This is a genomic window from Pseudomonas floridensis, from assembly GCF_002087235.1.
GTDB classification, from domain to species: domain Bacteria; phylum Pseudomonadota; class Gammaproteobacteria; order Pseudomonadales; family Pseudomonadaceae; genus Aquipseudomonas; species Aquipseudomonas floridensis.
The window spans coordinates 1-22,872 of the sequence record NZ_MUIO01000101.1; the positions used below are offsets into that span (position 1 = coordinate 1).

The following is a 22,872-nucleotide window of genomic DNA, read 5'->3' on the forward strand; positions in this document are numbered from 1 at the left end:
GGCCAGACCGACCGGCAGGGTTTTGGTCATGGGCGTGTGCAGCATCCAGGTCAGGTTGAATTCACCCAGCGACAGGGTCACCACCATCAGCACGCCAGCCAGAATCCCGGCCCGGCAGTTGGGCACCACCACGCTAAAGAAGCGCTTGATCGGCCCGGCACCCAGACTCGCTGCAGCCTCTTCGAGCACCGGCAAGTGTTGGCGCTGCATGACGGCCATCACCGGCCGCACCAGAAACGGCAGCGTGAACAGCACATGCCCGACCAGAATGAACAGCCAACTGCCGCGAAAGCTGCCGAATTGCCCGTAGGTCAGCAGCAGCGCCAAGGCACTGGCCAGACCCGGCATGGCCACCGGGAGGACCATCAACTCTTCAAAGGCACGGCTGAACCGGTTATTCATGCGCACCAGCGCATAAGCGGCTGGCACGCCGATCACGCAGACGCACAGCGCACACGCCACGGCCAATTGCAGCGACAGCCAGACGGTGGGCGAATAGGCCTGCCAGACCTGTATCAGCCAGTCGAACGTCAGCCCGCTCGACAGACCTTGAAAATAATTGCGGGTCAGGCCGGCCAGCAGCGACAGCACCACCGGCACCAGCATGAACGCGCAGACCAGCAGAGTGAACAGCAATTGCGCGGCAAACAGAGGCGAACGTTTCACAGGGCGATCCCCGAGTTTCTGACCAGACGACGCGCCAGCAACAGCACCGTCCAGGTCACCAGACCGAGAATCACCGACAACGCAGCGGCCACCGTGAAATTGGCGTAATTGGTGAACACGTTGTAGATCGCCACCGGCGTGACGTTCAAACGCGTGCCCAAGGTGAACGCCGTGCCGAACGCGCCCATCGAAGTCGCAAAGCAGATCGCACCGCAGGACACCAGCGCAGGCATCAGACCCGGCACGATCACGTCGCACACCACGCGCCAGTGTCCGGCACCCAGCGAGTGCGCGACTTCTTCCAGACTGCGGTCAAGACTTTCGCAGGCGGCCATCACGGTCAGAATCACCCGCGGGATGGAGAAATACAGATAGCCGATGAACAGGCCGGTCAGCGAATAGGCAAAAACCCATCGCTCGCCTGCCAGCTCCAGACCGAGCGCGGCGAAGATGCCTTGTCGGCCGGCAAGCAGAATCACCAGAAAACCGACCACCACGCCGGGGAATGCCAGGGGAAACGTCAGCAACGCCACCAGCGCAGAGCGTCCGAAGAAGCTATTGCGCGCCAGAAACACCCCGCTGATGCCGCCGACCAGTAACGCTGCCAATGTCACCACCGCCGCCAGCACACAGGTCTGCGCCAGACTGCCCATGTATTGAGCGCTGCTCAGCACCTGCCAGTAACCGCTGCCATCGACGTCGTTGCCTTGCGCACCGAGGATGATCAGATGCGTGAGCGGCAACAGCCAGAACGCGAGCAGTACCGCCATCGCCGGGGCCAGCGCCACGGCGGCGGTCGGGCGCAGGCGCAGCCTGAAAAGTGCGCTCGAACGCAGGGCCACGGCTTGCTCCAGCGAGGTTGCCATTACTTGACCTCACGCAGGTAACGGGCCGCGAACGCTTCCTGCACCGCGGCCATGTGCTGGTAATCCACCACACCGGCCCGGGCGTAATCGCTGTCAGGCAGAAACTGCGCAGCTACATCGGCCGGCATCGTCGAGCGCACCGGACGCAGATACGCCTTGGCCCACAGCGCCTGACCTTCGTCGGACAGGACGAAATCCAGGACCTTCTCGGCATTGGCGCGATGCGGCGCCTTTGCCACCAGGCTCATGACGTACGGCACGCCGATGGTACCTTCCTTGGGGATCACGAAGGCCACATTGGCCTTGTCCTTGTAGCGAGCCCGGTAGGCGTTGAAGTCGTAGTCGACCAGAATCGGCAGTTCACCGGACAGCACGCGGGCGTAAGCCGTTTGCTTGGGCACGATGGGCGAGTTTTTTGCCAATTTCTGGAAGTAGTCGATGGCAGGCGCGAAGTTGTCCAGCGTGCCGCCCATGGCCTGGTTGATCGCCACGGCCGAGACGTAGCCGACAAAAGCGCTCGAAGGATCGAGGTAGCCGACCATGCCCTTGTACTCGGGCTTGAGCAGATCCGCCCAGCTCTGCGGCACCGGCAGGCCGCCCAGTGCATCGACGTTGACCATGATGCCCAAGGTGCCTGAGTGAATGGCGAACCAGTGCCCGGCCGGATCTTTCAAACCAGCAGGGATATCGTCCCAATGCTTGGGTTTGTAGGTATCGACCACCCCGGCTTTCTGCGCCTGCAAGCCGAACGTCACGCCGTAATACACCACGTCGGCGACCGGTGCGGCCTGCTCGGCGACGATCTGCGCCAGCGCCTGCCCGGAGTTCTTGTTGTCCAGTGGCACCTGCACGCCCGTGCTGTCGGCAATCGCCTTGAGCTGCGAGCCCCAGTCCGCCCACTCCGGCGGGCAGTTGTAGCAAATGGCGGTTTCGGCCGCCTGGGCAAGGCTGGCCGCGCCGCACAACAACAGCGCCGCGAGGGTTTTACTGAAGCTGAGCATGAAGCGTCTCCTGGTAGGACTGAATACTTTCACCGGGCCGGATATGGCACGGCAGACAATGGGAAACCGGCGCAGACCCGGCGATCTGCGCCAGCAACTGGTCAATGAGGGTGTAGGCCAGCTCGGCGATGGGCTGGACGACGGTGCACAACGTCGGATGCATCTGGGTGCCAAGGGCGATGCCATCGAAACCCATGACGGATATGCGGCCAGGCACGTCCAGGCCGTTGCGGCGTAATTCGGCAATCAGGCTGATGGCCAGCAGGTCGTTGGAGCACACCAGCGCAGAAGGCGCCTGCGGCGAGCGCAACAGGGGCTCGATCGCTGCAAAGTCGGCGGCGGTGTGAGCCGGCATTTCAAGCACCGGCAGTGCCTTGAGGGTGTGCTCGATCATGGCATCGCAATACCCGGCGTAACGCAGACGGGCGCGGTCGGACTGCATGGCCGGACCTGCCACCATCGCGATGCGCCGATGCCCCGACGCGATCAGATGACGGGTTGCCTGGGCCATGCCTGCCCGGTTATCCACCGAGACGGCGCTGTAATCGGGGTTGTCGGTCTGGTGGTAGGCGAGCACGAAAGGCGTGTCTTCATTGACCAGCCCTTCCAGCACCTGATTGTGCTCCGCGTCGGTCACCGTCAGCACCAGCCCGTCGACCCGTTGGCGCAACAGCTCTTCGACCACATCGCTTTCGCGCTCGATGGCGTAATCGGTGGTGACCAGCAGCAAGTTGTAACCGCGCTGGCGTGCCGCGCTTTCCATCGCCTGGAATTGTTCGGCAAATATCGGATTGTGAAGATTGGGGACGACCACCCCGATCAGGTTGGTCATTTGCAGGCGCAACTGGCGTCCCAGGCGATTCGGCCGAAAGCCCAGCTCACGGGCTGCGACAAATACTTTGTCGCGGGTCTCGGATCGCACCACGTCAGGCGTTGCAAAGGCTCGTGCAGCGGTGGCCCGGGATACCCCCGCCAACCGCGCAACCGCTTTCAAATCCGTCATCGTCGCCCCCTTTGAGATCGATCTCATTGGCCGCGACTTTAAGGGCCCAACATTGCCGAACCGAGAACGGCCGATGACTGTTCAGTGACAATCAGTGCGTTTGCATAGATTAAACCGCAGGTGTTTAGCGAACCGTGACCGGTCTGCGTTACCATCAGCGGTTCGACGCGGCAACCTGCTGCGCGCAGGAGTAGTCATGGCTCATCCGTTCGCAACACTCACGCCCGACCTCGTGCTAGATGCCGTCGAAAGCATCGGTTTTCTCAGTGACGCGCGCATTCTGGCGCTTAACAGTTACGAAAACCGGGTGTATCAGGTCGGCATCGAAGACGGCCAGCCGCTGATCGCCAAATTTTACCGCCCGCAGCGCTGGACCAACGACGCGATCCTCGAAGAACACAGCTTCACCCACGAGTTGACCACCGTCGAAGTGCCGGTCGTGGCGCCCATGGTGCACAACGGGGAAACGCTCTTCGAACACGCGGGCTTTCGCTTCACGCTGTTTCCGCGCCGCGGCGGACGCGCGCCCGAGCCCGGCAATCTCGACCAGTTGTACCGGCTGGGCCAGTTGCTGGGGCGCATTCATGGCGTCGGCTCGACCAAACCGTTCGCTCATCGCGAAGCGCTGGCCGTGAAGAACTTCGGCCATGACTCGGTCAACTTCCTGCTGGAAAACGACCGCATTCCGCGCAGCCTGCTGCCAGCCTATGAATCCGTCGCCCGCGACCTGCTCAAGCGCGTCGAAGATGTCTACGCCGCCACGCCGCACACCAATATCCGCATGCACGGCGACTGCCATCCCGGCAACATGATGTGCCGCGACGACGTGTTCCATATCGTGGATCTGGACGATTGCCGGATGGGGCCTGCGGTGCAGGACATCTGGATGATGCTCGCCGGTGATCGCCAGGAGCGCCTTGGTCAGTTGTCCGAGTTGATGGACGGCTACAACGAATTCCACGATTTCGACCCGCGTGAACTGGCGCTGATCGAACCGCTGCGCGCCCTGCGCCTGATGCATTACAGCGCATGGCTGGCGCGACGCTGGGATGACCCGGCATTCCCGCACAGCTTTCCCTGGTTCGGCACCGAGCGGTATTGGGGCGATCACATTCTGGCGCTTCGCGAGCAGATGTCGGCCCTCAATGAGGAGCCACTGAAGCTGTTCTGAACCCGTTATCGGTCGTTCCCACGCGCCACCAGGTAACGCCTTTAAGGATGCTGCGCGTTCAGGTTCCCACGAAGAAACACTCGAATCATCAGATCCATCGGGACGCTCAGCGTCCCGGGCGGCATGCCCACACGGCGCATGCCCATGATTAAAACAACACTGTAAAAACCTGCTCTTAAGGGACGACCCATGCAAGCTGCCAATCCGCGCCGCGGATACATCCTCGGTTTGAGTGCTTACACCATCTGGGGCCTGTTCCCCATCTACTTCAAAGCCATCGCTGCCGTACCGGCCATCGAGATCATCATCCACCGGGTGCTGTGGTCGGCGCTGTTCGGCTCGATCGTGCTGATGTTCTGGAAGCACCCCGGCTGGTGGCGCGAATTGCGCGACAACCCGAAGCGGCTGGCGGTGCTGGCCCTGAGCGGCACGCTGATCGCGGCGAACTGGATCGTCTATGTCTGGGCGGTGAACAATGGACGCATGGTCGAGGCCAGTCTCGGTTACTACATCAACCCGCTGGTCAACGTGCTGCTCGGCATGGTGCTGCTGAGTGAGCGGTTGCGGCGTCTGCAATGGCTGGCGGTCGGTTTCGCCGCAGCCGGTGTCGCGCAGCAGGTCTGGCAAGTGGGCAATCTGCCTTGGGTGTCTCTCGCGTTGCCGCTGACCTTCGGCTTCTACGGCCTGATCCGCAAGAAAGCCCCGGTCGCCGCCCTGCCCGGCCTGGTCGTGGAAACCTGGATGCTGGTGCCGCTGGCGCTGATCTGGCTATTGCTCAACCCGATGGCGCTCAGCGCACAACCTGAGTTCTGGACCACCTCCCAAGCGATCTGGCTGGCAGCGGCAGGTCCGGTAACGCTGGTGCCGCTGGTGTGTTTCAACGCTGCGGCCCGTCATCTGCCTTACACCACACTGGGCTTTCTGCAGTATCTGGCCCCCACGCTGGTGCTGTTGCTGGCGGTGCTGCTGTACGACGAACACATGAGCGCCAGCACCATCGTCACCTTCGCTTGCATCTGGGCAGGGCTGGCGATTTACAGCATTGACGCCTGGATGAGCCTGCGCCGTCGCGCCTGATCAAAAAACGTACAACCCCATGCAAGCCACGGTTCATATGGTCTGCACGGGGTTCTCCAAAGGTTATCCACAGGCAGGCTCACGTTATTTGTGCACAAGCCGTTGAAACTGCTGGTTTTTTGATCAACTCTCGCCGAGCCACGCCAGTCATGGCGCGCAGCCCGATTCCCCCAGCCTATCCACAGGCAGGTGCAGGATAAGCGGGGATAAGCCTGGGGCAGATCAACCCTGCGACTTGAACACCAATTCCACCATCAAATCATCGGCCAGCGTTTCCAGCTGTGCCTGCAAATCATCCAGCGGCAGACTCACCGGCACGCCCAGCAACGCTTCGGCGTGGAACAGCAGTTCGCTGCTCATCGGCGCAGGCGAGACGTCGGTGATCAGCCGTTCGACGTTGACGCCCTGCTCGGCCAGCAGGCGGGTGATGTCGCGCACGATCCCGGCGCGGTCGTTGCCGACCAGCTCCATGCTGATCGGGCGGGTCTCGCCTGCGGTCTCGACCACGCTCTCGGCCAGCTGCATGCGAATGCCGTGGGCCGACAGTGCGTTCAACGCCGCAATCAAATCATCATATTTTTCAGGCTCCACGCCCACTTTCAGAATGCCTGCGAACTGCCCGGCCATGCGCGACATGCGGCTCTCCAGCCAGTTGCCGCCGTGTTCGGCGATGCATTGGGCGATGCGTTCGACCAGCCCCGGTTTATCAGGAGCGACCAGCGTTACAACGAGATGATCCACGGGCAATTCCTCTCTTGTTCATACGGCAAGGGTTGAATGAGTATAGGCAAGGTTGCGCAGCGGACCTTGCACGGCAAATCGTGTACCGTCTGACACGTCCTGTGGAACAATCTGCACCGCTTTTTGAGTACAGGCGGCGCAAAGCGTGACCGAATAAGAGAATCCAGTCGTTTTAATGACATATTCGCCAGCGTTTTCACAATGACGGCGCTCATGTAGTATTTCGCGGCGCGCACTACATAACACCAAAACCAATGACAGAGCGCTCCTTGAGTGAGCTCGACCCTGCTGAGCAGAGTGAGGCAAGTGCAATGACTGAGTACGTTCAAGTCGGTGACCTGCGGGTTGCCAAGGTCCTGTTCGACTTCGTGCAGAACGAAGCCCTTCCCGGAACCGCCCTCGATGGTGCTGCATTCTGGGCTGGCGCGGACCAGCTGATCCACGAACTCGCCCCCAAAAACAGGGAGCTGCTCAAAAAACGTGACGACTTGCAGGCAAGCATCGATGCCTGGCACCAGTCCCATGCCGGACAGGCCCACGACGCCTCGGCTTACAAAGCATTCCTTCAGGAAATCGGCTACCTGCTGCCAGAAGCGGCGGACTTCCAGATCACGACGCAAAACGTCGATGAAGAAATTGCCACCATGGCCGGCCCGCAACTGGTCGTGCCGGTGATGAACGCACGCTTCGCGCTCAATGCGTCGAACGCACGCTGGGGCTCGCTGTACGACGCGCTGTACGGCACCGATGCCATTAGCGAAGCGGGCGGTGCGGAAAAGGGCAAAGGCTACAACAAGGTTCGCGGCGACAAGGTCATCGCCTTCGCTCGTGCCTTCCTCGACCAGGCCGCGCCTCTGGCAGCCGGCTCACATGTCGATTCGACCGCCTACAAGCTGATCGACGGCAAGCTGGTCATCAGCCTCAAAGGTGGCAGTAACACCGGGCTGCGAAACGACACGCAACTGATCGGTTTTCAGGGCGATGCCTCGGCTCCCATTGCCGTGCTGCTCGAACACAACGGCCTGCATTTCGAAATCCAGATCGATGCCTCCAGCCCGGTTGGCCAGACCGATCCCGCAGGCATCAAAGACGTCCTCATGGAAGCGGCGCTGACCACCATCATGGACTGCGAAGACTCCATTGCCGCCGTGGATGCAGACGACAAGGTGCTCGTATACCGCAACTGGCTGGGCCTGATGAAAGGTGATCTGGCCGAGTCGGTGACCAAGGGCGGCGAGACCTTCACCCGCGTCATGAACCCGGACCGCGTCTACACCACGCCCGAAGGCGGCGAAGTGACGCTGCACGGTCGCTCGCTGCTGTTCATTCGTAACGTCGGCCACCTGATGACCATCGATGCGATTCTGGACAAGCAGGGCAACGAAGTGCCGGAAGGCATTCTCGACGGCCTGCTGACCAGCCTCGCGGCGATCCATAACCTCAACGGCAACACCACGCGCAGCAACAGCCGTCGCGGCTCGGTGTACATCGTAAAACCAAAGATGCACGGTCCTGAAGAAGCAGCGTTCACTAATGAGCTGTTCGGCCGTGTCGAGCAGGTGTTGGGGCTGCCGCGCAATACACTGAAAGTCGGGATCATGGACGAGGAACGCCGCACCACGGTCAACCTCAAGGCCTGTATCCAGGCGGCGAGCGAGCGCGTGGTGTTCATCAACACCGGCTTCCTGGACCGCACCGGCGACGAAATCCATACGTCGATGGAAGCGGGCCCGGTAGTGCGCAAGGCGCAGATGAAGGCCGAGAAATGGATCGCCGCCTACGAGAACTCCAACGTCGATATCGGCTTGCAGTGCGGCCTGCAAGGCAAGGCACAGATCGGCAAGGGCATGTGGGCCATGCCGGATCTTATGGCCGCCATGCTGGAACAGAAAATCGCTCATCCGATGGCGGGCGCCAACACGGCGTGGGTGCCTTCACCGACGGCAGCCGCGTTGCATGCGCTGCACTATCACAAGGTCGATGTATTCGGCCGTCAGGCGGAACTGGCCCGGCGCGAGCCCGCATCGGTCGACGATATCCTGACCATTCCGCTGGCCCCGAGCACTGACTGGACGCCCGAAGAGATCCAGAACGAACTGGACAACAACGCTCAGGGCATTCTGGGTTACGTGGTGCGCTGGATCGATCAGGGTGTCGGTTGCTCGAAAGTGCCGGACATCAACGACATCGGCCTGATGGAAGACCGCGCAACCCTGCGCATCTCCAGCCAGCACATGGCCAACTGGCTGCGTCACGGCGTGGTCACCGAAGCTCAACTGCTGGAAAGCCTAAAGCGCATGGCCCCCGTGGTGGATCGCCAAAACGCGGGCGACGCGCTGTATCGCCCCTTGGCACCGGACTTCGACAGCAATATCGCCTTTCAGGCGGCGGTTGAACTGGTGATCGAAGGCACGCGCCAGCCAAACGGTTACACCGAGCCGGTGCTGCACCGTCGTCGTCGCGAGTTCAAGGCCCGCAACGCCCAGTAGGTTTTACCACCATCTGACCGGAGCGGCGGCATGCTGCCGCTTCGGGAAGAAGGCGAAGCAGAGGCTGCGTTTCATGCCGACTCTTCAGGCAACACTACCGTTTTCGACTCGAGACGGAACCGGACCCACGCACTGACCACTCACCCTCACAGGTCCGAAAACCGCCCTCCATGTGATCGAGGAGGTTTCAGGCATCTGAGTGAATGACTGACCACCAAAGGAACACCCTGCGAGTCAGTACCGTAATATCCCGAGCAAACACGCCTCCCCGTGCCGCCCTGGCATCCTGAAGAATGTCTGCCTGTAACGCCCCTGGCGCTATGGCGATCCACTCTTCAAACACGTTTCACGCATGACCCGCTGCGCAGTCTCGATTACCACCACCACCTGTATTGAACTGTCGAACTTGATACCTGAGCCGATGGAGCCTGCTCATGACCTTGAGAATCAATACACCTGTCATTAACACGCCTGCCCCTGTGGAAACGGAATCAACCTCGCAACCGACACCACCTCCGGCAAAACCGCCTCAGCCTGACCCTGTCGCCAACCCCGCAGCCCCCCGATCAGCACCCGGTGCTCAGCACGCGCATGGTTTGAAAACGCGGCTGGCCGGCAAGCTGTCTGAACGCCAGACCAACTACAGTCTCGGCATTCCTGGCACGGGCCGCACGATCAACCGTCCTTTGCGCAGCGGCATTGCGAACGATCCGAAACAAGCGCTCGACGCGCAGGATCACGATCCATTGCTGGAAGAGGCTCACACGCTACAAAGACTGGCCGAGTCGGCAATGACCAGTCTGAAGGCCGTACCGACATCCGTCTGGGAACGCCCTTCGCCTTCGACTGCCCGACGTATCACCACCAAAGTCTTTCCGTGGCTGAAACCGGCGTCAGTGCGCAACGTGATCAAGGCGGACAGCACTGCCAAAACGCCGAACCCGTCACAAAGCCCACAAGACATCGCAAATGCCGTTGAAGCGCTGAGCACCCGACTGGATCACCAGAGCAAGGTGCTCGCCACGGCGACTCACGCGTTGCTTGCAACACGCGAACACCTTGCCTCGCTCGAACAGGCCACCCCGCCTGCGTCGGCCGAACGACTGAGTCAGGCGCAAGCCCGGGCTCGACAGGCCGATAACACTACGCGTCTGGCCAGCCAGCAACTTCGTGAGCTGATCCAGGGCACGGATGTCTTACATCTGAACGCGCTGAGTGACGGGCAGGACCAGCTCGAACAGAAGGCCGGTTTCTCCCGAGACTGGCTGAATGAGTTGCGCACACGTATGCAGGCGGTGGATGTCCGTTTCGCCGACCGACACGCTGCCATCGCTATCGAAATTGAACTCAAGGTGGCCGAAACCCGCGAGTTGATTGCCCTCGACCACGACATGACGGTCGCCGAACGCGCAGCAGCGCTGGCCAACAGTCACCTTTCAGGCTTGCGTGCCCAACGCAGGGAAACACCGGAGGGCTCAGCCGACGCCAGCAGGCTGGACACGGAGATCGAACAGGCCCTGGAAGAGCGTTCCCAGGCCATGCAGACACACCAAGCACTGGCCAGGCGGCTGGTACGTGTCGATGTCGACTGTGCTCGCCTGAATGACGAGATAGGCGAGCTTTACACTCGCCTGGCCGTCGTCAGTGGCGAACGCTCTACACTCAGCGCATTGCAGCACAAACTGCCAGCATCGGCTCAGCCGACAGAGCCCGCCGAGGGGGAAGCCGAAGCCCGCATCGACAGGGTCGCGCTGAAGAACGTCCGCGCTCAGTACCTCGCCAGTCAGATCAGCGAAGCGCACGCCTTTGCCTCGTCAGGCACGCAAGACCTGCAACCCGCTCTGCAGCGCATTGCTGATCGTCTGCAAGGCACGCCTGCGCCAACACCTCTTCCGGATTTTGCGGTGATCGAGGTCGTGACCTCGGCGCTGGCAGAGTTGACCGGCAACGACGCCATGCGCGCCGACCGTGTGCTCGACCTGCTGAACAGGCATCCTCTGGAACACTGGGCAGACGTCGCCGAGGACCTGTCGAAATCGGTCAGAACCCGCAGCGCGCACAACCACAGCGTCCAGCAGGACACGCTTGAGCTCTGTCGAACGCTGGCGAACGTGCCGCGTGGCATGGAAATTCTTCATGTGCTGTCCCGCGACGGCGCAACACCGATAACCGCCGACCGGGCCACGCCGTTACGAGCATTCTGGAACGCCGATGAAGCGCAGCGAAGAGAACCGGACGACAAGGTAAAAGCGTGGCTGCAAAGCGCCAAGGACGTAGCGCGCCACACCTTGGCGGCTGATGACAAGGCATTCGACGACCGTGCGCACGCGGCCTTCAATGCGGTGCGCAACGGCTACCTCAGCAATGCCCCCGGCACGCCTTACGCACAACATGACCAACGTCTGAAGAAAGCGACAACGGAATGGGTCATGCGCGCAGTAGCGGCCAACGCCCCACGAACCCCGCAAGCCACTGCACCTGCGAAAGGTTCATTGCCGCGCCGCCTCATACCGACCCTGAACAAGACACCCTTTGCCAGATCGACGCTGGACCGCGCCTATTCGGTGGGAGAAAGCATGGGCTTGCAGTCGCCCAGGCAGCAGGTCGATCAGGTCATTTCACGGCGCATGAGTCAGTTGGAAGAAGCGCTGAAGAACGGCCGTGGCGCACCGGAACTGCAGAATGAGCTATCGGCAGCCCACGCCCTGCTCGATCACTTGAAAGCGCTGGAAAAGAAGGGCAAACACTTGTCACAGGTCACGTTTGAAAAGCGCGACGGCAAGTCGATGCACAGTCTGATGAAGGCCAGAGTCCACCAGCAACGGCTGTCACAAATGTGGGATAAACCGGACGCGACCGGCAAGCGTGCAGTCAGTGGCCTGCAAAAAAACGTGCATGTCGAGCTGCCGCCGCTCTATGCGGAACTGGCCAAAGGCAAACTGTCAGTCTACGAAGCGCTCAACAGGGTCGACGAACATTTGCGTGGGATCCTGCCGCCGTCGCTGCAGCCCGCTCAGTCCGCTGAAGAGCTGCTCGAGGACGACATGAGCGCGGCGATCAAACTGTTGAAAGCCCGACACTTGAGCGAAAAAAGCGACATCGTCACCTTTTTCAAGCCATTCATTCTTGAAAGCCGTCTGCGTGATCGTTTGCGGCTGGGCGGTGGTGGCACGCTGGGTGTCGGTCTGCCGTCCTTGCCTTACGGCCTGATATCGCCGCTTGTCTCACCCATTTTTTCCGCCGAAAAATCCCGCAGCGACGAAGCCTTCGCTCAGTTGTTCATGCCCATTCTGGGGATGGAGATGTCCTTCGGCAAAGCGCGAACCGATGCCGCCGAAGCGACCGTCGGTGTCGCGGTCGGGGCCGCAGTCGCCGACGGCGTAGCGATCCAGGCCGCGCTCACAGGACGCGTAACGGCTCAGGAAACCCAAACCAGTTCGACCCTGATGCGCTTTTTCCGGACCCGTCACAAGGACGACGAGATGCGCGGCAACATGCTGAACGCGCTGGACAGCATGGTTCGTTGGGACATCATCGACCCGCAACGAGGCCCGCGCTATAGCGGCCCTCTGGAGGCGATACTGGCGCGCAACCCACAGGTGTCCATCAGCCAGATCGACGCAACCACCAGCACCCGCAACCTGGCGGCACGTGTGGCGCTGCGTGCTCCGGCCGTGCGTTTCAAGGACGGTGCCAGCGACGCATCCCAGACCCTGACGCTGGAACCTTCGGTGTACATCGAGGCCGACCGCATCAAAGAGAAGCGCAAGGAAACCGGCGGTTATATCAGTGTCGTCGGTGCCAAGGGAGACACCGCCCAGCAACGCGCAGGCGTTACCGCCAACCTGAATTTCGCACCGATTGCCAGTTCAGCCACGCCGGCAAAGAAAGGGGCCGACTATGGCGTCCAAGGGCAAGGACTGGGCCTGCAACTGGGCATGTCCCGGGACCTGGGCTGGGCGCTGGAAAAAAACGAAATATCGCCGTTCCTGATAGGCGACAAGCAGGACGCGGACCTTGACCGACACTACTCCACGCCTCAAGACATGCTGAGCGAAATCACCACGAACCGTGACATATGGTTGCTGCGCTGTATCGAGACGCTGGAGCCGGACGACAGCGGAAACAAAAACACGTCAGACAATCGCCTGCGCGCCGCGGTGCTGCTCGATGCGTTCGAGGCAGAAATCAAACATCTGGGCAAAACGAGCAATTATTGCCAGTACAACGTCAATTACTCCATGAAGGGCCGGGCGGGAGCGGAAATAGACGGGTATCGCGGCATTCAGGCGTTGGCGGTGCGACGGGGCGACCTGCAAGCAGCGCAAGCTGCCCAGCGCGCCATCGACGATATTCTGCTGACGCAAGAGACTTGGCGACCGCTGGTACTGATCGTGCGTGAACGGGCCAGGGATTCGACCGTGACGGGTTGGCGCAACCTGTTGCGCTGGCAGAAGCTGTCCAATGTCGACGGCCAGCGCACAGCGGCGCAGTTTCCGCCGCCTTGATGCCCGAACCCGGTTACGGCCGGTACCGTGGAAGACGGCTTATAAGCCTGTCGATCGGCTCTCGTTCCTGCGCCTCGCGGCGCGGGGACGTGTTCATCAGGCTCCGTACCGTCTTCAGCGACATGCAGCATTGACAGGACAAAGCTTCAGTCCAGCTCGATGATGACGAATCAGCTGATGCCCAATTCTCGCTTCACCAGCTTCACCAACTGCTTGGTGTTAAGCGGCTTGAGCAGAAAATCCAGGACGCTCAGGTGCATGGCATCGATGGCGTCACGCACGTTGGCATCACCGGACACGATGATGATGGGCAATTCGGCACGATCCGATTCGCGGACCTGACGGATCAGGTCCAGGCCATCAGAAGGCGCCATTCGCAGGTCGGTGATCAGCAGACCGATGGACTCGCGGGTCTCGATCAGCGACATCGCGGTTTCGACGTCGGCAGCGGTCATGCAACTGATGTCGTTGAGACTCAGAATTTCGGCCAGCAGCTCACGCGCGTCGTTGTCGTCATCGACGATCAGCACGCGTTGCGGCGCGTCCCGGTTGGGCTCCAGCATGACCTCACTGAGGGCATTGCGCTCTTCGTCGCTCAATATGTCATGGTCAATCATCGCAATCTCATCATTCCCTGAACTCATCCGACAGCAGATACCGATAGATCTGCAATGCATTTCGTCGGCTTCCTGGCCAATGATCGTTCGCGCTCCAGTGCGTTCGCCAATCAATTCTTCGGCATCAAGGTTAGCCCTTGCGTTCAGCGCAGGCGTAAGACTTACGTCCAATGGGCACTGTGCTGCAAGCGGCCGACCATGAGCACCAATAACAAAAACGCGGAACAGCTCATGAGTAAGGCAGACGCTTTCGCCCAGGCAGGCAAGACGGCCGTGCTGCAGAACATCCACGGCACCATGCAGTTCCTGCAACGATTCCCGCCTTTCAACCAGATGGAAAACGCCCATCTGGCGTACCTCGTTGAACAGTGCCAGCTCCGGTTTTACGCTGCCGATGAGAGCATCATCAAGCCCGGCGATGGGCCAGTAGAGCACTTTTATATCGTCAAACAGGGTCGAGTGGTAGGCGAACGTCCGCACTCTGCCAAAGGCGGTACTGAAACGACCTTCGAAATCACCACCGGCGAATGCTTTCCACTGGCCGCTCTGCTGGGCGAACGTGCCACCCGCACCGAGCATCTGGCCGCCGAAGACACGTTCTGTCTGCAGTTGAACAAGCAGGCGTTCATCAAGCTGTTCGCATTATCCACCACCTTCCGCGACTTCGCCTTGCGCGGGGTCAGCAGCCTGCTGGATCAGGTCAATCAACAGGTTCAACAGCGCGCCGCTGAAACCCTCGGCACGCAATACTCGCTGAATACCCGGCTGGGCGAACTGGCGATGCGTCATCCGGTGATGTGCGGCCCTGAAATGCCGATGCGTGAAGCCGTAAAGCTGATGCACGAGCAGCAGGTTGGCAGCATCGTAATCGTCGATGAGCGCCAGGCCCCGCTGGGTATTTTCACCCTGCGCGATCTGCGCGAAGCGGTCGCCGATGTGGGCACCGATTTCGGTGCGCACATCCGCCACAGCATGAGCCCGACCCCGTTTCACCTGAGCCCGGACGCCAGCGCATTCGATGCGGCCATCGCCATGACCGGGCGGCATATCGCCCATGTGTGCCTGGTCCGGGATGGACGCCTGTGCGGCGTGGTGTCTGAGCGGGATCTGTTTTCCCTGCAACGCGTCGATCTGGTGCACCTGGCGCGCACTATACGTAACGCGCCGCGCATCGAAGCGCTAACGGGGCTGCGCGGCGATATTATCCAGTTGGTGGACCGCATGCTGGCGCACGGCGCGTCTTCGACCCAGATCACCCAGATCATTACCTTGCTCAACGACCACACCGTCTGCCGGGTCATCGAGCTGACACTGGAAGAAAAAGGCGACCCTGGCGTGCCTTTCAGCTGGCTGTGCTTCGGCAGCGAAGGCCGACGCGAGCAGACGCTGCACACCGATCAGGACAACGGCATTCTGTTCGAAGCAGTCGATGCCGCAGACGCCGACCGCATTCGCGGCTTGCTGCTGCCGATTGCCGAGCGCATCAACCAGAGTCTGGCGCAGTGCGGATTCACGTTGTGCAAAGGCAATATCATGGCCAGCAACCCGGAGCTGTGCCTGTCGCGGGTCGAATGGTCCCGGCGCTTCGCGGCCTTCATTCGTGAAGCCACGCCGGAAAACCTGCTGGCCTCGAGCATTTATTTCGACCTGCGTGTGGTGTGGGGCGATGAGAGCGGTGGCGAACAACTGCGCCGTGGCATTCTCGATCAGGTCGCGGATAACCGCCTGTTCCAGCGCATGATGGCCGAGAACGCGCTGCGCCAGCGTCCGCCGGTGGGTCGTTTCAAGGACTTCGTGCTTGCTCGCAAGGGCAGCGAAAAAGACACGCTGGACCTCAAGACCGAAGGCCTTACGCCCTTTGTGGACGGTGCACGCCTGCTGGCACTGGCCAACGGCATCGGCGTCAACAACACCCTTGAACGGCTGCGGCAACTGGTCGAGCGCGAGGTCATCGATCCGCTGGACGGTGCTGCCTACGAAGAGGCGTACCACTTCATCCAGCAGACGCGTATGCAGCAGCATCAATTGCAGAGCCGCCAGAACCTTGCGTACTCCAACCGGATCGATCCGGACACGCTGAACCATCTGGACCGGCGCATCCTGCGTGAATCCTTTCGTCAGGCGCAGCGTTTGCAGACCAGTCTGACCTTGCGCTACCAACTGTGACTATCGGCACACTATGAACCTGTTCGAATGGCTGCGGCCGCGCCCCAAGAAGACTCCACTGGAAAGCCATCATCTGCAGCGGCTCAAGGCACTGCCGACTTGTGCGAGGCTCAGCGATAAACCGTTGCGCCAGCAGCGTTGGGTGGTGCTGGATCTGGAAACCAGCGGGCTGAATATGAACCGCGATCAGGTACTGTCCATCGGTGCCGTGGTGATCGAGGACGGTGCCATCGACCTGGGTCAGCAGTTTGAACGTACCTTGTTGCGGATTGATCACAAGGTCAGCCCCGCCGTGCTGATTCACGGTCTGGCGCCCAGTGCCATCGCGGCCGGCAGCGAACCGGTGGAAGCACTGCTGGACTTCATGGAATTTCTGGGTGACAGCCCGGTGTTGGGGTTTCACGCCCCGTTCGACCAGCACATGCTGTCTCGCGCCTTGAAAGACAGCCTTGGCTATCGCCTGCTGCATCCGTTTTTCGATGTCGCGGAAATCGCCCCGATGCTGTGTGAGCAGGCCAACCTGCGCCATGCAGGGCTGGACGACTGGACGCGTTTTTTCGGCCTGCATGCCGAGGAACGCCACAACGCCAGCGCCGATGCGCTGGTCACCGCCGAACTGGCGCTGATTCTGTTCAGCCACGCCCGCCGCCAGCAGATCGACAGCCCGGTGCGGCTGGAGGAATGCCTGGGACAATGGCGCAGACGCAAGCAGCCGCATTCGTTTTGATCAGCGAGTCGCTCGTTGCCCGGTGAATGCTTCCATATTGCGCGTTCGGCTTCCGGGCCCTGATCGTGCCGGCGCTCTGGACAGGCGTCTCAGGCTTCTTCCACCAGGAACAATCATCAAGAGCACCCCGAAACGTTCACCCGACAGACGCCAATTGCCACTATTCCCGTGCTCTGCCACAATCGCGAATGATTCTCTTTAGTCAGATTCTTCTCATCGAGGCCGTTCGTGTCGTCAGTCCCAAGCACTCATAGCGAGATCGTTGGTGCGTTGTATCGCGATCATCGCGGCTGGCTGCTGGCCTGGCTGCGGCGCAATGTCACCTGTCCGCAGCGCGCTCAGGATCTGAGTCAGGACACGTTCGTGCGTTTGCTGGGCCGTGACGAACTGCAATTGCCCCGAGAGCCGCGTGCCTTTCTGGCAACCGTTGCCAAGGGCCTGATGTTCGATCATTTCCGCCGAGCGGCACTGGAACAGGCCTACCTCAGCGAACTGATGCGGGTGCCGGAAGCCGAACACCCTTCGCCCGAAGATCAGTTGCTGATCCTTGAAGACCTGAAAACCATCGATCGTCTGCTCGCCAGTCTGCCGGGCAAGGCGCGGGCGGCGTTTCTCTACAACCGTCTGGACGGGCTCAGTCACGGCGAAATTGCCGAACGGCTGGGCGTGTCGGTATCGCGCGTCAGGCAGTATCTGGCCAAGGCCATGCGCCAGTGCTATGTAGCGCTGTACGGCGAGCCGACATGAAGACCCGCCCGGTATCGGCCCTCGTGCTGGATGCCGCCATCGAGTGGCAATTGAATCTGGACGCTGCCAGCGGTAGCGATGCCGTGCGCGCCGAATTCGCCCGCTGGCTGGCAGCCGACGAGGAGCACGCTCGCGCCTGGAACCAGTTGGGCATGCTCAATCAACGCTTCACGGTGCCATCGGGCCCGGCGCGCAAGGCCTTGCAGCAGTCGCCCGGTGCCCTGCGGCGCAACCTGCGCAAGCTGGGAAGTGGTCTGGCCGGCGTACTGCTGGCTTGCGGCCTGACGCTGTTCATGGCTGACCGTTACCTCGCGCTGGACTACTGGCTCGCCGATCAACGCACCGCGACCGGCGAACAGCGGGATGTGCGTCTGGCGGACAACACCCTGATCCGCCTCAACACCCACAGCGCCATTGACGTGCGTTTCGACGCAAACCAGCGCCGCGTCATTCTGCAGGACGGCGAAATACTGGTGCAGACCGGCGATCACGAGGACCCGCGCCCCTTCATTGTGGAAACGCCCGACGGCAGCATGCGCGCACTCGGTACGCGCTTTCTGGTCAAGCGTGACGCCGGCGGAACACTGCTCAGCGTCCTGCAATCGGCGGTAGCCGCGAGCGCTCGCGACACGCCCCAGGAACAGGTGCTGCGCGAAGGCCAGCAGATCCGGCTGACCCATGATGGTCTGGGTCCGCTGCTTGCCCTGCCGATGGGCGCGGATGCCTGGACACGCGGCATGCTGGTGGTCGACAACGTGCGTCTGGAAGACATGCTGGCGGAGCTGGACCGTTATCGTCCGGGCCATCTGGGCGTCGATCATAAGGTCGCGGACTTGCGTATCACCGGCAGTTTTCCGCTGGCCGATACCGACCTCGCGCTCAAGGCCCTGCAGCCTGCATTGCCGGTGCAGATCAAGCAGCATACGCCCTGGTGGGTCACAGTCTTGCCCAAGGATGACGCCGCGCCCGCAAAACGCTGAAACACAGCGGTGCAACAGGTTGCTGGCGCGCCCTGACACTTTTCGAATCTCATCCGGCTTAGCCTTGATACGCCATACCCCTTCGTCTGTGGATACCCCATGAAAAGCCAAACCGTGCGTCGCTGGTCTGTCGTCCATACCTGGAGCAGCCTGATCTGCACACTGTTCCTGTTGATGCTGGCGATCACCGGCCTGCCGCTGATCTTCCATCACGAGATCGATCACTTGCTGGGCGACGCACCGCATTACAAAGAGCTGCCCGCCGATACCCCGCACCTGAATCTGGAACAACTGGCCAAGGCGGCCGAAGCGCATCGTCCCGGCGAAGTGATGCAGTATTTCGGCTGGGACGATGAAGACCCCAACGGCGTAATGGCCATCACTGCGGCAACCGCCGGGACAGAGCCGAACTCGTCACACACCTTCGCGCTGGATGCACGCACCGGCGAAGCGCTGGAAATGCCCTCGGCCAATGGCGGTTTCATGATGGTCATGTTGCGCCTGCATGTGGACATGTATGCCGAACTGCCCGGCAAACTGCTGCTGGCGTTCATGGGCCTGCTGTTCGTGGTGGCGATTGTGTCCGGGACCGTTCTGTATTCGCCGTTCATGCGCAAACTGGAGTTCGGCACCGTGCGCGCGAACAAGTCCACGCGCACGCGCTGGCTGGATCTGCATAACCTGATCGGCGTCGTGACCCTGACGTGGGCGCTGGTGGTCGGCGTCACGGGCGTGATCAGCGCCTGCGCCGACCTGTTGATTGCCTCCTGGCGCAATGACGCGCTGGCGACCATGATCGCGCCGTACCGTGACGCGCCGCCGCTGACACAACGAGCCCCGGCCACACGGTTGCTGGAAATCGCCGAATCCGCCGCGCCCGGCATGCAGGCGGACTTTATCGCGTTCCCCGGCACGCGGTTCTCCAGCGAGCACCACTACGCGGTGTTCCTCAAGGGCAACACGCACCTGACCGCGCATCTGGCAACACCGGTGCTGATCGACGCGCAGACGCTGCAGGTCACGGCCGTGGTCGAGCGTCCGTGGTACATGGACGCACTGGGCATGTCGCAACCGCTGCATTTCGGCGACTACGGCGGCATGCCGATGAAGATCCTCTGGGCCGCACTGGATGTGCTGACCATCATCGTGCTCGGCAGCGGCGTGTACCTTTGGTGGGTCAGGCGACGCGCTGCCCGCACCGTGGGCATGGGTCAGGCGCAGGTGGCGCCATGAGGGACAAACCGTCACGATTCTGGAAAACCTTCGCCATCCCGACCGGCATCGCCGTGCTGACCGGTGCCGGTCTGTTCGCCGCGCTGCTGGGTGATGGCTGGTGGGACACCCTGGCGTGGCTGGGAATGGCAACGGCCGCAGGCCTGAGCATCAAGGGCATGCTGGTGCATGGTCGCTGACACTCAAAGCGTTCTGAGCGACAGGGATCGCGGATGACCGGTGGGAACGAGCTTGCTCGTGAAGGGGCCGGCGCGCCATGCGAGGTTCAAACCTGCCTGCCGATTGCACACCTGTCACTCGCTGACTAGTCTATGGGCCTGTCTCAGTCGAGGAACACCCATGTCTGCGCCCACGATGACGTTGTATTTCAACGCGGCTTCCCCTTTCGCCCGCAAGGTTGTGGTGATGCTGCATGAAACCGGTCAGCTCGACCGCGTGCAGTTGCATGCCACAGTGCTGACTCCGGTCAATCCGTCTACCGAACTCAACGATGACAACCCGGCAGGCAAGCTCCCGGCCCTGCGTCTGGCTGACGGCAATGTGATCCATGACAGCCGGGTCATCCTCGACTATCTGGATCACCAGCATGTGGGTAATCCACTGATCCCGCGTGAAGGCTCGGCGCGCTGGAGGCGGCTGACCCTTGCATCGCTGGCCGATGCGCTGCTCGACGCGGCCATCCTGATCCGCTATGAAACCGCCTTGCGCCCTGCCGAAAAGCACTGGGATCTGTGGCTGGACAATCAGCAGGCGAAGATCGAACGCATGCTCAGCTATTTCGAACAGGACGCCATCACCGAACTCAGTTCGGCGTTCGATGTAGCGTCCATCGGCGTCGCAGCGGCCCTGGGTTATCTTGACTTCCGCCAGCCTGACCTGCGCTGGCGCGGTGCCTACCCACGGCTGGCGAACTGGTACCTGGAAGTCAGCCAGCGGCCTTCGATGCTGGCGACTCAACCGCCCGCCTGACGCTGCGGGATCGAACTCCAGTGCGTGGTGGAGCAGGCAACGAATGAATGATGAGTGCGATCAAGCGGCGTGCATGCGCCTGATCCTCTCGCAATCCGAGCCACTTACTCATGATGCGTCTCCGGGCTGGCATCGAGCATCCGCGGCGGGCGGCTGACCGCAAGGCTGTACCAGTCAAGCTTGCGGGTCAGCACCATGAACACGCTCAACAAGCCGAACAGCAGTAGCGCGCCCATCAGCAGCGCGTAATCCTCGGCGCTGAGCAGACCATAAAGCAACCCATACAACCCGCTTAGCCCCGCCGCAAACCCGAGGCCGTGACGCACACTGCGCAGCACATGGGATACATAGAAACCGATCAGGCCTACGCAGGCGCTGGCCGACAGCAGATAAGCCGTGGCAAAGCCCAAGTGTTCGGACAGCGACAGCAACATCAGATAGAACAACGCCAGCGCAGCACCCACCAGCGCATATTGGACCGGGTGCACGGCCATACTTTTCAGCACTTCGAAAAGGAAGAATCCGGCAAAAGTCAGCGCGACGAACAGCAAGGCATATTTGATCGCCCGATCACTCTTGAGGTACTGATCCACCGGATCGACAAAGCTCACGCCAAAGCTGCGACCCTTGAAATCCTCACACGACTTCGCGTTCAGACAGCGGCTGAGCGCGTCCTGCAGGTTGGTGGAAAAAAACGAAGCCTGCCACGTGGCATTGAAACCCTGATCGGTGATGGTGCGCGTTGTCGGCAGGTAGTTGCCGATGAAACCGGGATGCGGCCAGTCGGCGCTCAACTGTACGCTGCTGGACTTGCCCACTGGCGTCACCTCGAACTGACCGGTGCCCTGCAAACGCAGATCGAATGCGAACGCCAGCGTGATCGGCTCGCGACCATCCAGCCCGGGCAGGTCGGCGCTCACGCCCTCGCCCAGCCACTCGACACGTGAACCCGGCAGCAGGTCCAGCGCCTGACCGTTCATCTGCAGTTTCGGCGAACTTTCGATGCCGCGAATATCGCTGATGCCGATCGCCAGATAAGGCCTTTCAAAACTGTAATCAGCGAAGTCATCCGTTACGCCGAGCTTTTCGGGCAGCACGAACTGGCCACTGATGCGGTTATCGGCATGATAGAGACGCGCCTCGTAGATACCCCGTGAACGCAACTCGGTCTGCACCTTGCCATCAAGCTCGAAACGCTCCGGCAGGAAATACAGATGCCCACGCTGCTGGGCGGTTTCAACATAACGCTCGTCGGTCTGGGCGTTGGTTTTCCAGAGACGTACGTTCTTGCGATAGGGTACGACAATGAGCGGACCGGTCAGCCGCTGACGGAAGCTTGAACTGCGTGCGATATCGTCCAGCACCCCGTCGCGCTGCACTTGTCGGTCCGTGATCAGACTGCCGATCATCAGCAGCGGAATCAGCAACAGAATGATCAGCAGTGCAATGGTGCCCAGTTTAACAGCCAGATTTCGGTTCATGGGGCTCTCCCTGTTTTTCGTTGGGGAAAGTCTGGAATGGGCATGTGGAGACAGGATGTGGGTTGTGTGGAGATTGCGTGGTGGCGGTGATACCTGCGTAGACTGTTGAGCGCCTCACGTCATCCTGCCTCTTATTTCTGACAGCTGCGAAACATGCACCGTCGGAGGTAGATTGGTCTCGATCGCTCATGAGTACAGGGATGAACCATGACACGCGATATACCGGTTTCACGCTGCATTTACCGCTACGACGCTCTGGATCGCCTGGCAAACCACTCGGTCGAGGGTGAGGCCAACGTGCGCTTTTTCTACCGGAAAAATCGTCTGACCACCCACATTCAGGGGCATGTCAAAAGGTCGCTGCTGCAAACCGAAGAGCATTTGTTGGCGCAGAAAAACCAGAACGTTGAACACGTGGAGCCTGTCTGCC

18 protein-coding genes and 1 pseudogene are annotated in these 22,872 nt (G+C 61.1%); 12 read left to right on the forward strand and 7 right to left on the reverse strand.

Annotated features, from left to right (window positions below; translation table 11 throughout):
• From BZK31_RS23015 to BZK31_RS23030, 4 genes are all read right to left on the reverse strand, one after another.
• A partial coding sequence (locus tag BZK31_RS23015; RefSeq protein WP_083185602.1) for an ABC transporter permease occupies positions 1 to 666 on the reverse strand: 666 nt, incomplete at its 3' end.
• The gene (locus BZK31_RS23020) at positions 663 to 1,532 is read right to left on the reverse strand and encodes an ABC transporter permease (RefSeq protein ID WP_083185603.1); all 870 of its coding nucleotides are present in this window, start codon (positions 1,530 to 1,532) and stop codon (positions 663 to 665) included. The genes BZK31_RS23015 and BZK31_RS23020, both read right to left, overlap by 4 nt.
• Entirely contained in the window at positions 1,532 to 2,533 is a 1,002-nt protein-coding gene (locus BZK31_RS23025; RefSeq protein WP_083185604.1) for an ABC transporter substrate-binding protein, read from the reverse strand. The genes BZK31_RS23020 and BZK31_RS23025 overlap by 1 nt, the downstream gene beginning before the upstream one ends.
• The gene (locus BZK31_RS23030; protein WP_083185605.1) at positions 2,517 to 3,536 is read right to left on the reverse strand and encodes a substrate-binding domain-containing protein; all 1,020 of its coding nucleotides are present in this window, start codon (positions 3,534 to 3,536) and stop codon (positions 2,517 to 2,519) included. Before BZK31_RS23030 ends, BZK31_RS23025 begins: the two co-directional genes overlap by 17 nt.
• Positions 3,537 to 3,732: 196 nt before the next feature.
• On the opposite strand from BZK31_RS23030, the gene BZK31_RS23035 reads away from it, so the two are divergent.
• Both BZK31_RS23035 and rarD read left to right on the forward strand, forming a co-directional pair.
• Positions 3,733 to 4,707, forward strand: a complete 975-nt coding sequence (locus BZK31_RS23035) for a serine/threonine protein kinase (RefSeq protein ID WP_083185606.1) — start codon at positions 3,733 to 3,735, stop codon at positions 4,705 to 4,707.
• Between the two features lie 189 nt (positions 4,708 to 4,896).
• Positions 4,897 to 5,784 carry an EamA family transporter RarD gene (gene rarD, locus BZK31_RS23040; RefSeq protein ID WP_083185607.1) on the forward strand — a complete coding sequence of 296 codons (888 nt, stop codon included), beginning with the start codon at positions 4,897 to 4,899 and terminating at the stop codon, positions 5,782 to 5,784.
• Positions 5,785 to 6,006: 222 nt separating this feature from the next.
• Here rarD and BZK31_RS23045 read toward each other — a convergent pair whose 3' ends face one another.
• Positions 6,007 to 6,525, reverse strand: a complete 519-nt coding sequence (locus BZK31_RS23045) for a glycine cleavage system transcriptional repressor (protein WP_083185608.1) — start codon at positions 6,523 to 6,525, stop codon at positions 6,007 to 6,009.
• Between the two features lie 311 nt (positions 6,526 to 6,836).
• Between BZK31_RS23045 and BZK31_RS23050 the strand changes: the two genes are divergently transcribed.
• Positions 6,837 to 9,014, forward strand: coding sequence for a malate synthase G (locus BZK31_RS23050; RefSeq protein ID WP_083185609.1), 2,178 nt, complete (start codon positions 6,837 to 6,839; stop codon positions 9,012 to 9,014).
• 746 nt (positions 9,015 to 9,760) lie between these two features.
• The gene (locus tag BZK31_RS23055; RefSeq protein WP_083185617.1) at positions 9,761 to 13,522 is read left to right on the forward strand and encodes a type III effector; all 3,762 of its coding nucleotides are present in this window, start codon (positions 9,761 to 9,763) and stop codon (positions 13,520 to 13,522) included.
• Positions 13,523 to 13,692: 170 nt separating this feature from the next.
• Here the strand turns inward: BZK31_RS23055 and BZK31_RS23060 are convergent, their stop codons facing one another.
• Entirely contained in the window at positions 13,693 to 14,139 is a 447-nt protein-coding gene (locus BZK31_RS23060) for a response regulator (protein ID WP_083185610.1), read from the reverse strand.
• A 231-nt stretch (positions 14,140 to 14,370) separates the two neighbouring features.
• Between BZK31_RS23060 and BZK31_RS23065 the strand changes: the two genes are divergently transcribed.
• From BZK31_RS23065 to BZK31_RS23095, 7 genes are all read left to right on the forward strand, one after another.
• On the forward strand, positions 14,371 to 16,305 hold the full coding sequence (locus BZK31_RS23065) for a DUF294 nucleotidyltransferase-like domain-containing protein (protein ID WP_083185618.1): 1,935 nt from the start codon (positions 14,371 to 14,373) through the stop codon (positions 16,303 to 16,305).
• Between the two features lie 13 nt (positions 16,306 to 16,318).
• Positions 16,319 to 17,032, forward strand: a complete 714-nt coding sequence (locus BZK31_RS23070; protein WP_083185611.1) for a 3'-5' exonuclease — start codon at positions 16,319 to 16,321, stop codon at positions 17,030 to 17,032.
• Between the two features lie 228 nt (positions 17,033 to 17,260).
• Positions 17,261 to 17,779, forward strand: a complete 519-nt coding sequence (locus BZK31_RS23075) for an RNA polymerase sigma factor (protein WP_083185612.1) — start codon at positions 17,261 to 17,263, stop codon at positions 17,777 to 17,779.
• Complete coding sequence (locus tag BZK31_RS23080; RefSeq protein WP_083185613.1) at positions 17,776 to 18,759, forward strand: FecR domain-containing protein; 984 nt, start codon at positions 17,776 to 17,778, stop codon at positions 18,757 to 18,759. Before BZK31_RS23075 ends, BZK31_RS23080 begins: the two co-directional genes overlap by 4 nt.
• 99 nt (positions 18,760 to 18,858) lie before the next feature.
• Positions 18,859 to 19,992, forward strand: coding sequence for a PepSY-associated TM helix domain-containing protein (locus BZK31_RS23085; protein ID WP_083185614.1), 1,134 nt, complete (start codon positions 18,859 to 18,861; stop codon positions 19,990 to 19,992).
• Positions 19,989 to 20,171 carry a hypothetical protein gene (locus BZK31_RS23090; RefSeq protein WP_083185615.1) on the forward strand — a complete coding sequence of 61 codons (183 nt, stop codon included), beginning with the start codon at positions 19,989 to 19,991 and terminating at the stop codon, positions 20,169 to 20,171. Before BZK31_RS23085 ends, BZK31_RS23090 begins: the two co-directional genes overlap by 4 nt.
• A 160-nt stretch (positions 20,172 to 20,331) precedes the next feature.
• Positions 20,332 to 20,961, forward strand: coding sequence for a glutathione S-transferase family protein (locus tag BZK31_RS23095; protein WP_167378089.1), 630 nt, complete (start codon positions 20,332 to 20,334; stop codon positions 20,959 to 20,961).
• A gap of 104 nt (positions 20,962 to 21,065) precedes the next feature.
• Here the strand turns inward: BZK31_RS23095 and creD are convergent, their stop codons facing one another.
• On the reverse strand, positions 21,066 to 22,442 hold the full coding sequence (creD, locus tag BZK31_RS23100; protein ID WP_083185616.1) for a cell envelope integrity protein CreD: 1,377 nt from the start codon (positions 22,440 to 22,442) through the stop codon (positions 21,066 to 21,068).
• Between the two features lie 207 nt (positions 22,443 to 22,649).
• Here creD and BZK31_RS23105 point away from each other — a divergent pair.
• Positions 22,650 to 22,872, forward strand: a pseudogene (locus BZK31_RS23105) (hypothetical protein); the annotation flags it as partial.

Excerpts from the sequence above, each read along its gene's own strand:
- BZK31_RS23020 (WP_083185603.1), bottom strand. The coding sequence starts at position 1,532 with ATGGCAACCTCGCTGGAGCAAGCCGTGGCCCTGCGTTCGAGCGCACTT.
- BZK31_RS23025 (WP_083185604.1), bottom strand. The coding sequence starts at position 2,533 with ATGCTCAGCTTCAGTAAAACCCTCGCGGCGCTGTTGTTGTGCGGCGCG.
- BZK31_RS23030 (WP_083185605.1), bottom strand. The coding sequence starts at position 3,536 with ATGACGGATTTGAAAGCGGTTGCGCGGTTGGCGGGGGTATCCCGGGCC.
- BZK31_RS23035 (WP_083185606.1), top strand. The coding sequence starts at position 3,733 with ATGGCTCATCCGTTCGCAACACTCACGCCCGACCTCGTGCTAGATGCC.
- rarD (WP_083185607.1), top strand. The coding sequence starts at position 4,897 with ATGCAAGCTGCCAATCCGCGCCGCGGATACATCCTCGGTTTGAGTGCT.
- BZK31_RS23050 (WP_083185609.1), top strand. The coding sequence starts at position 6,837 with ATGACTGAGTACGTTCAAGTCGGTGACCTGCGGGTTGCCAAGGTCCTG.
- BZK31_RS23060 (WP_083185610.1), bottom strand. The coding sequence starts at position 14,139 with ATGATTGACCATGACATATTGAGCGACGAAGAGCGCAATGCCCTCAGT.
- BZK31_RS23065 (WP_083185618.1), top strand. The coding sequence starts at position 14,371 with ATGAGTAAGGCAGACGCTTTCGCCCAGGCAGGCAAGACGGCCGTGCTG.
- BZK31_RS23070 (WP_083185611.1), top strand. The coding sequence starts at position 16,319 with ATGAACCTGTTCGAATGGCTGCGGCCGCGCCCCAAGAAGACTCCACTG.
- BZK31_RS23080 (WP_083185613.1), top strand. The coding sequence starts at position 17,776 with ATGAAGACCCGCCCGGTATCGGCCCTCGTGCTGGATGCCGCCATCGAG.
- BZK31_RS23085 (WP_083185614.1), top strand. The coding sequence starts at position 18,859 with ATGAAAAGCCAAACCGTGCGTCGCTGGTCTGTCGTCCATACCTGGAGC.
- BZK31_RS23090 (WP_083185615.1), top strand. The coding sequence starts at position 19,989 with ATGAGGGACAAACCGTCACGATTCTGGAAAACCTTCGCCATCCCGACC.
- BZK31_RS23095 (WP_167378089.1), top strand. The coding sequence starts at position 20,332 with ATGTCTGCGCCCACGATGACGTTGTATTTCAACGCGGCTTCCCCTTTC.
- creD (WP_083185616.1), bottom strand. The coding sequence starts at position 22,442 with ATGAACCGAAATCTGGCTGTTAAACTGGGCACCATTGCACTGCTGATC.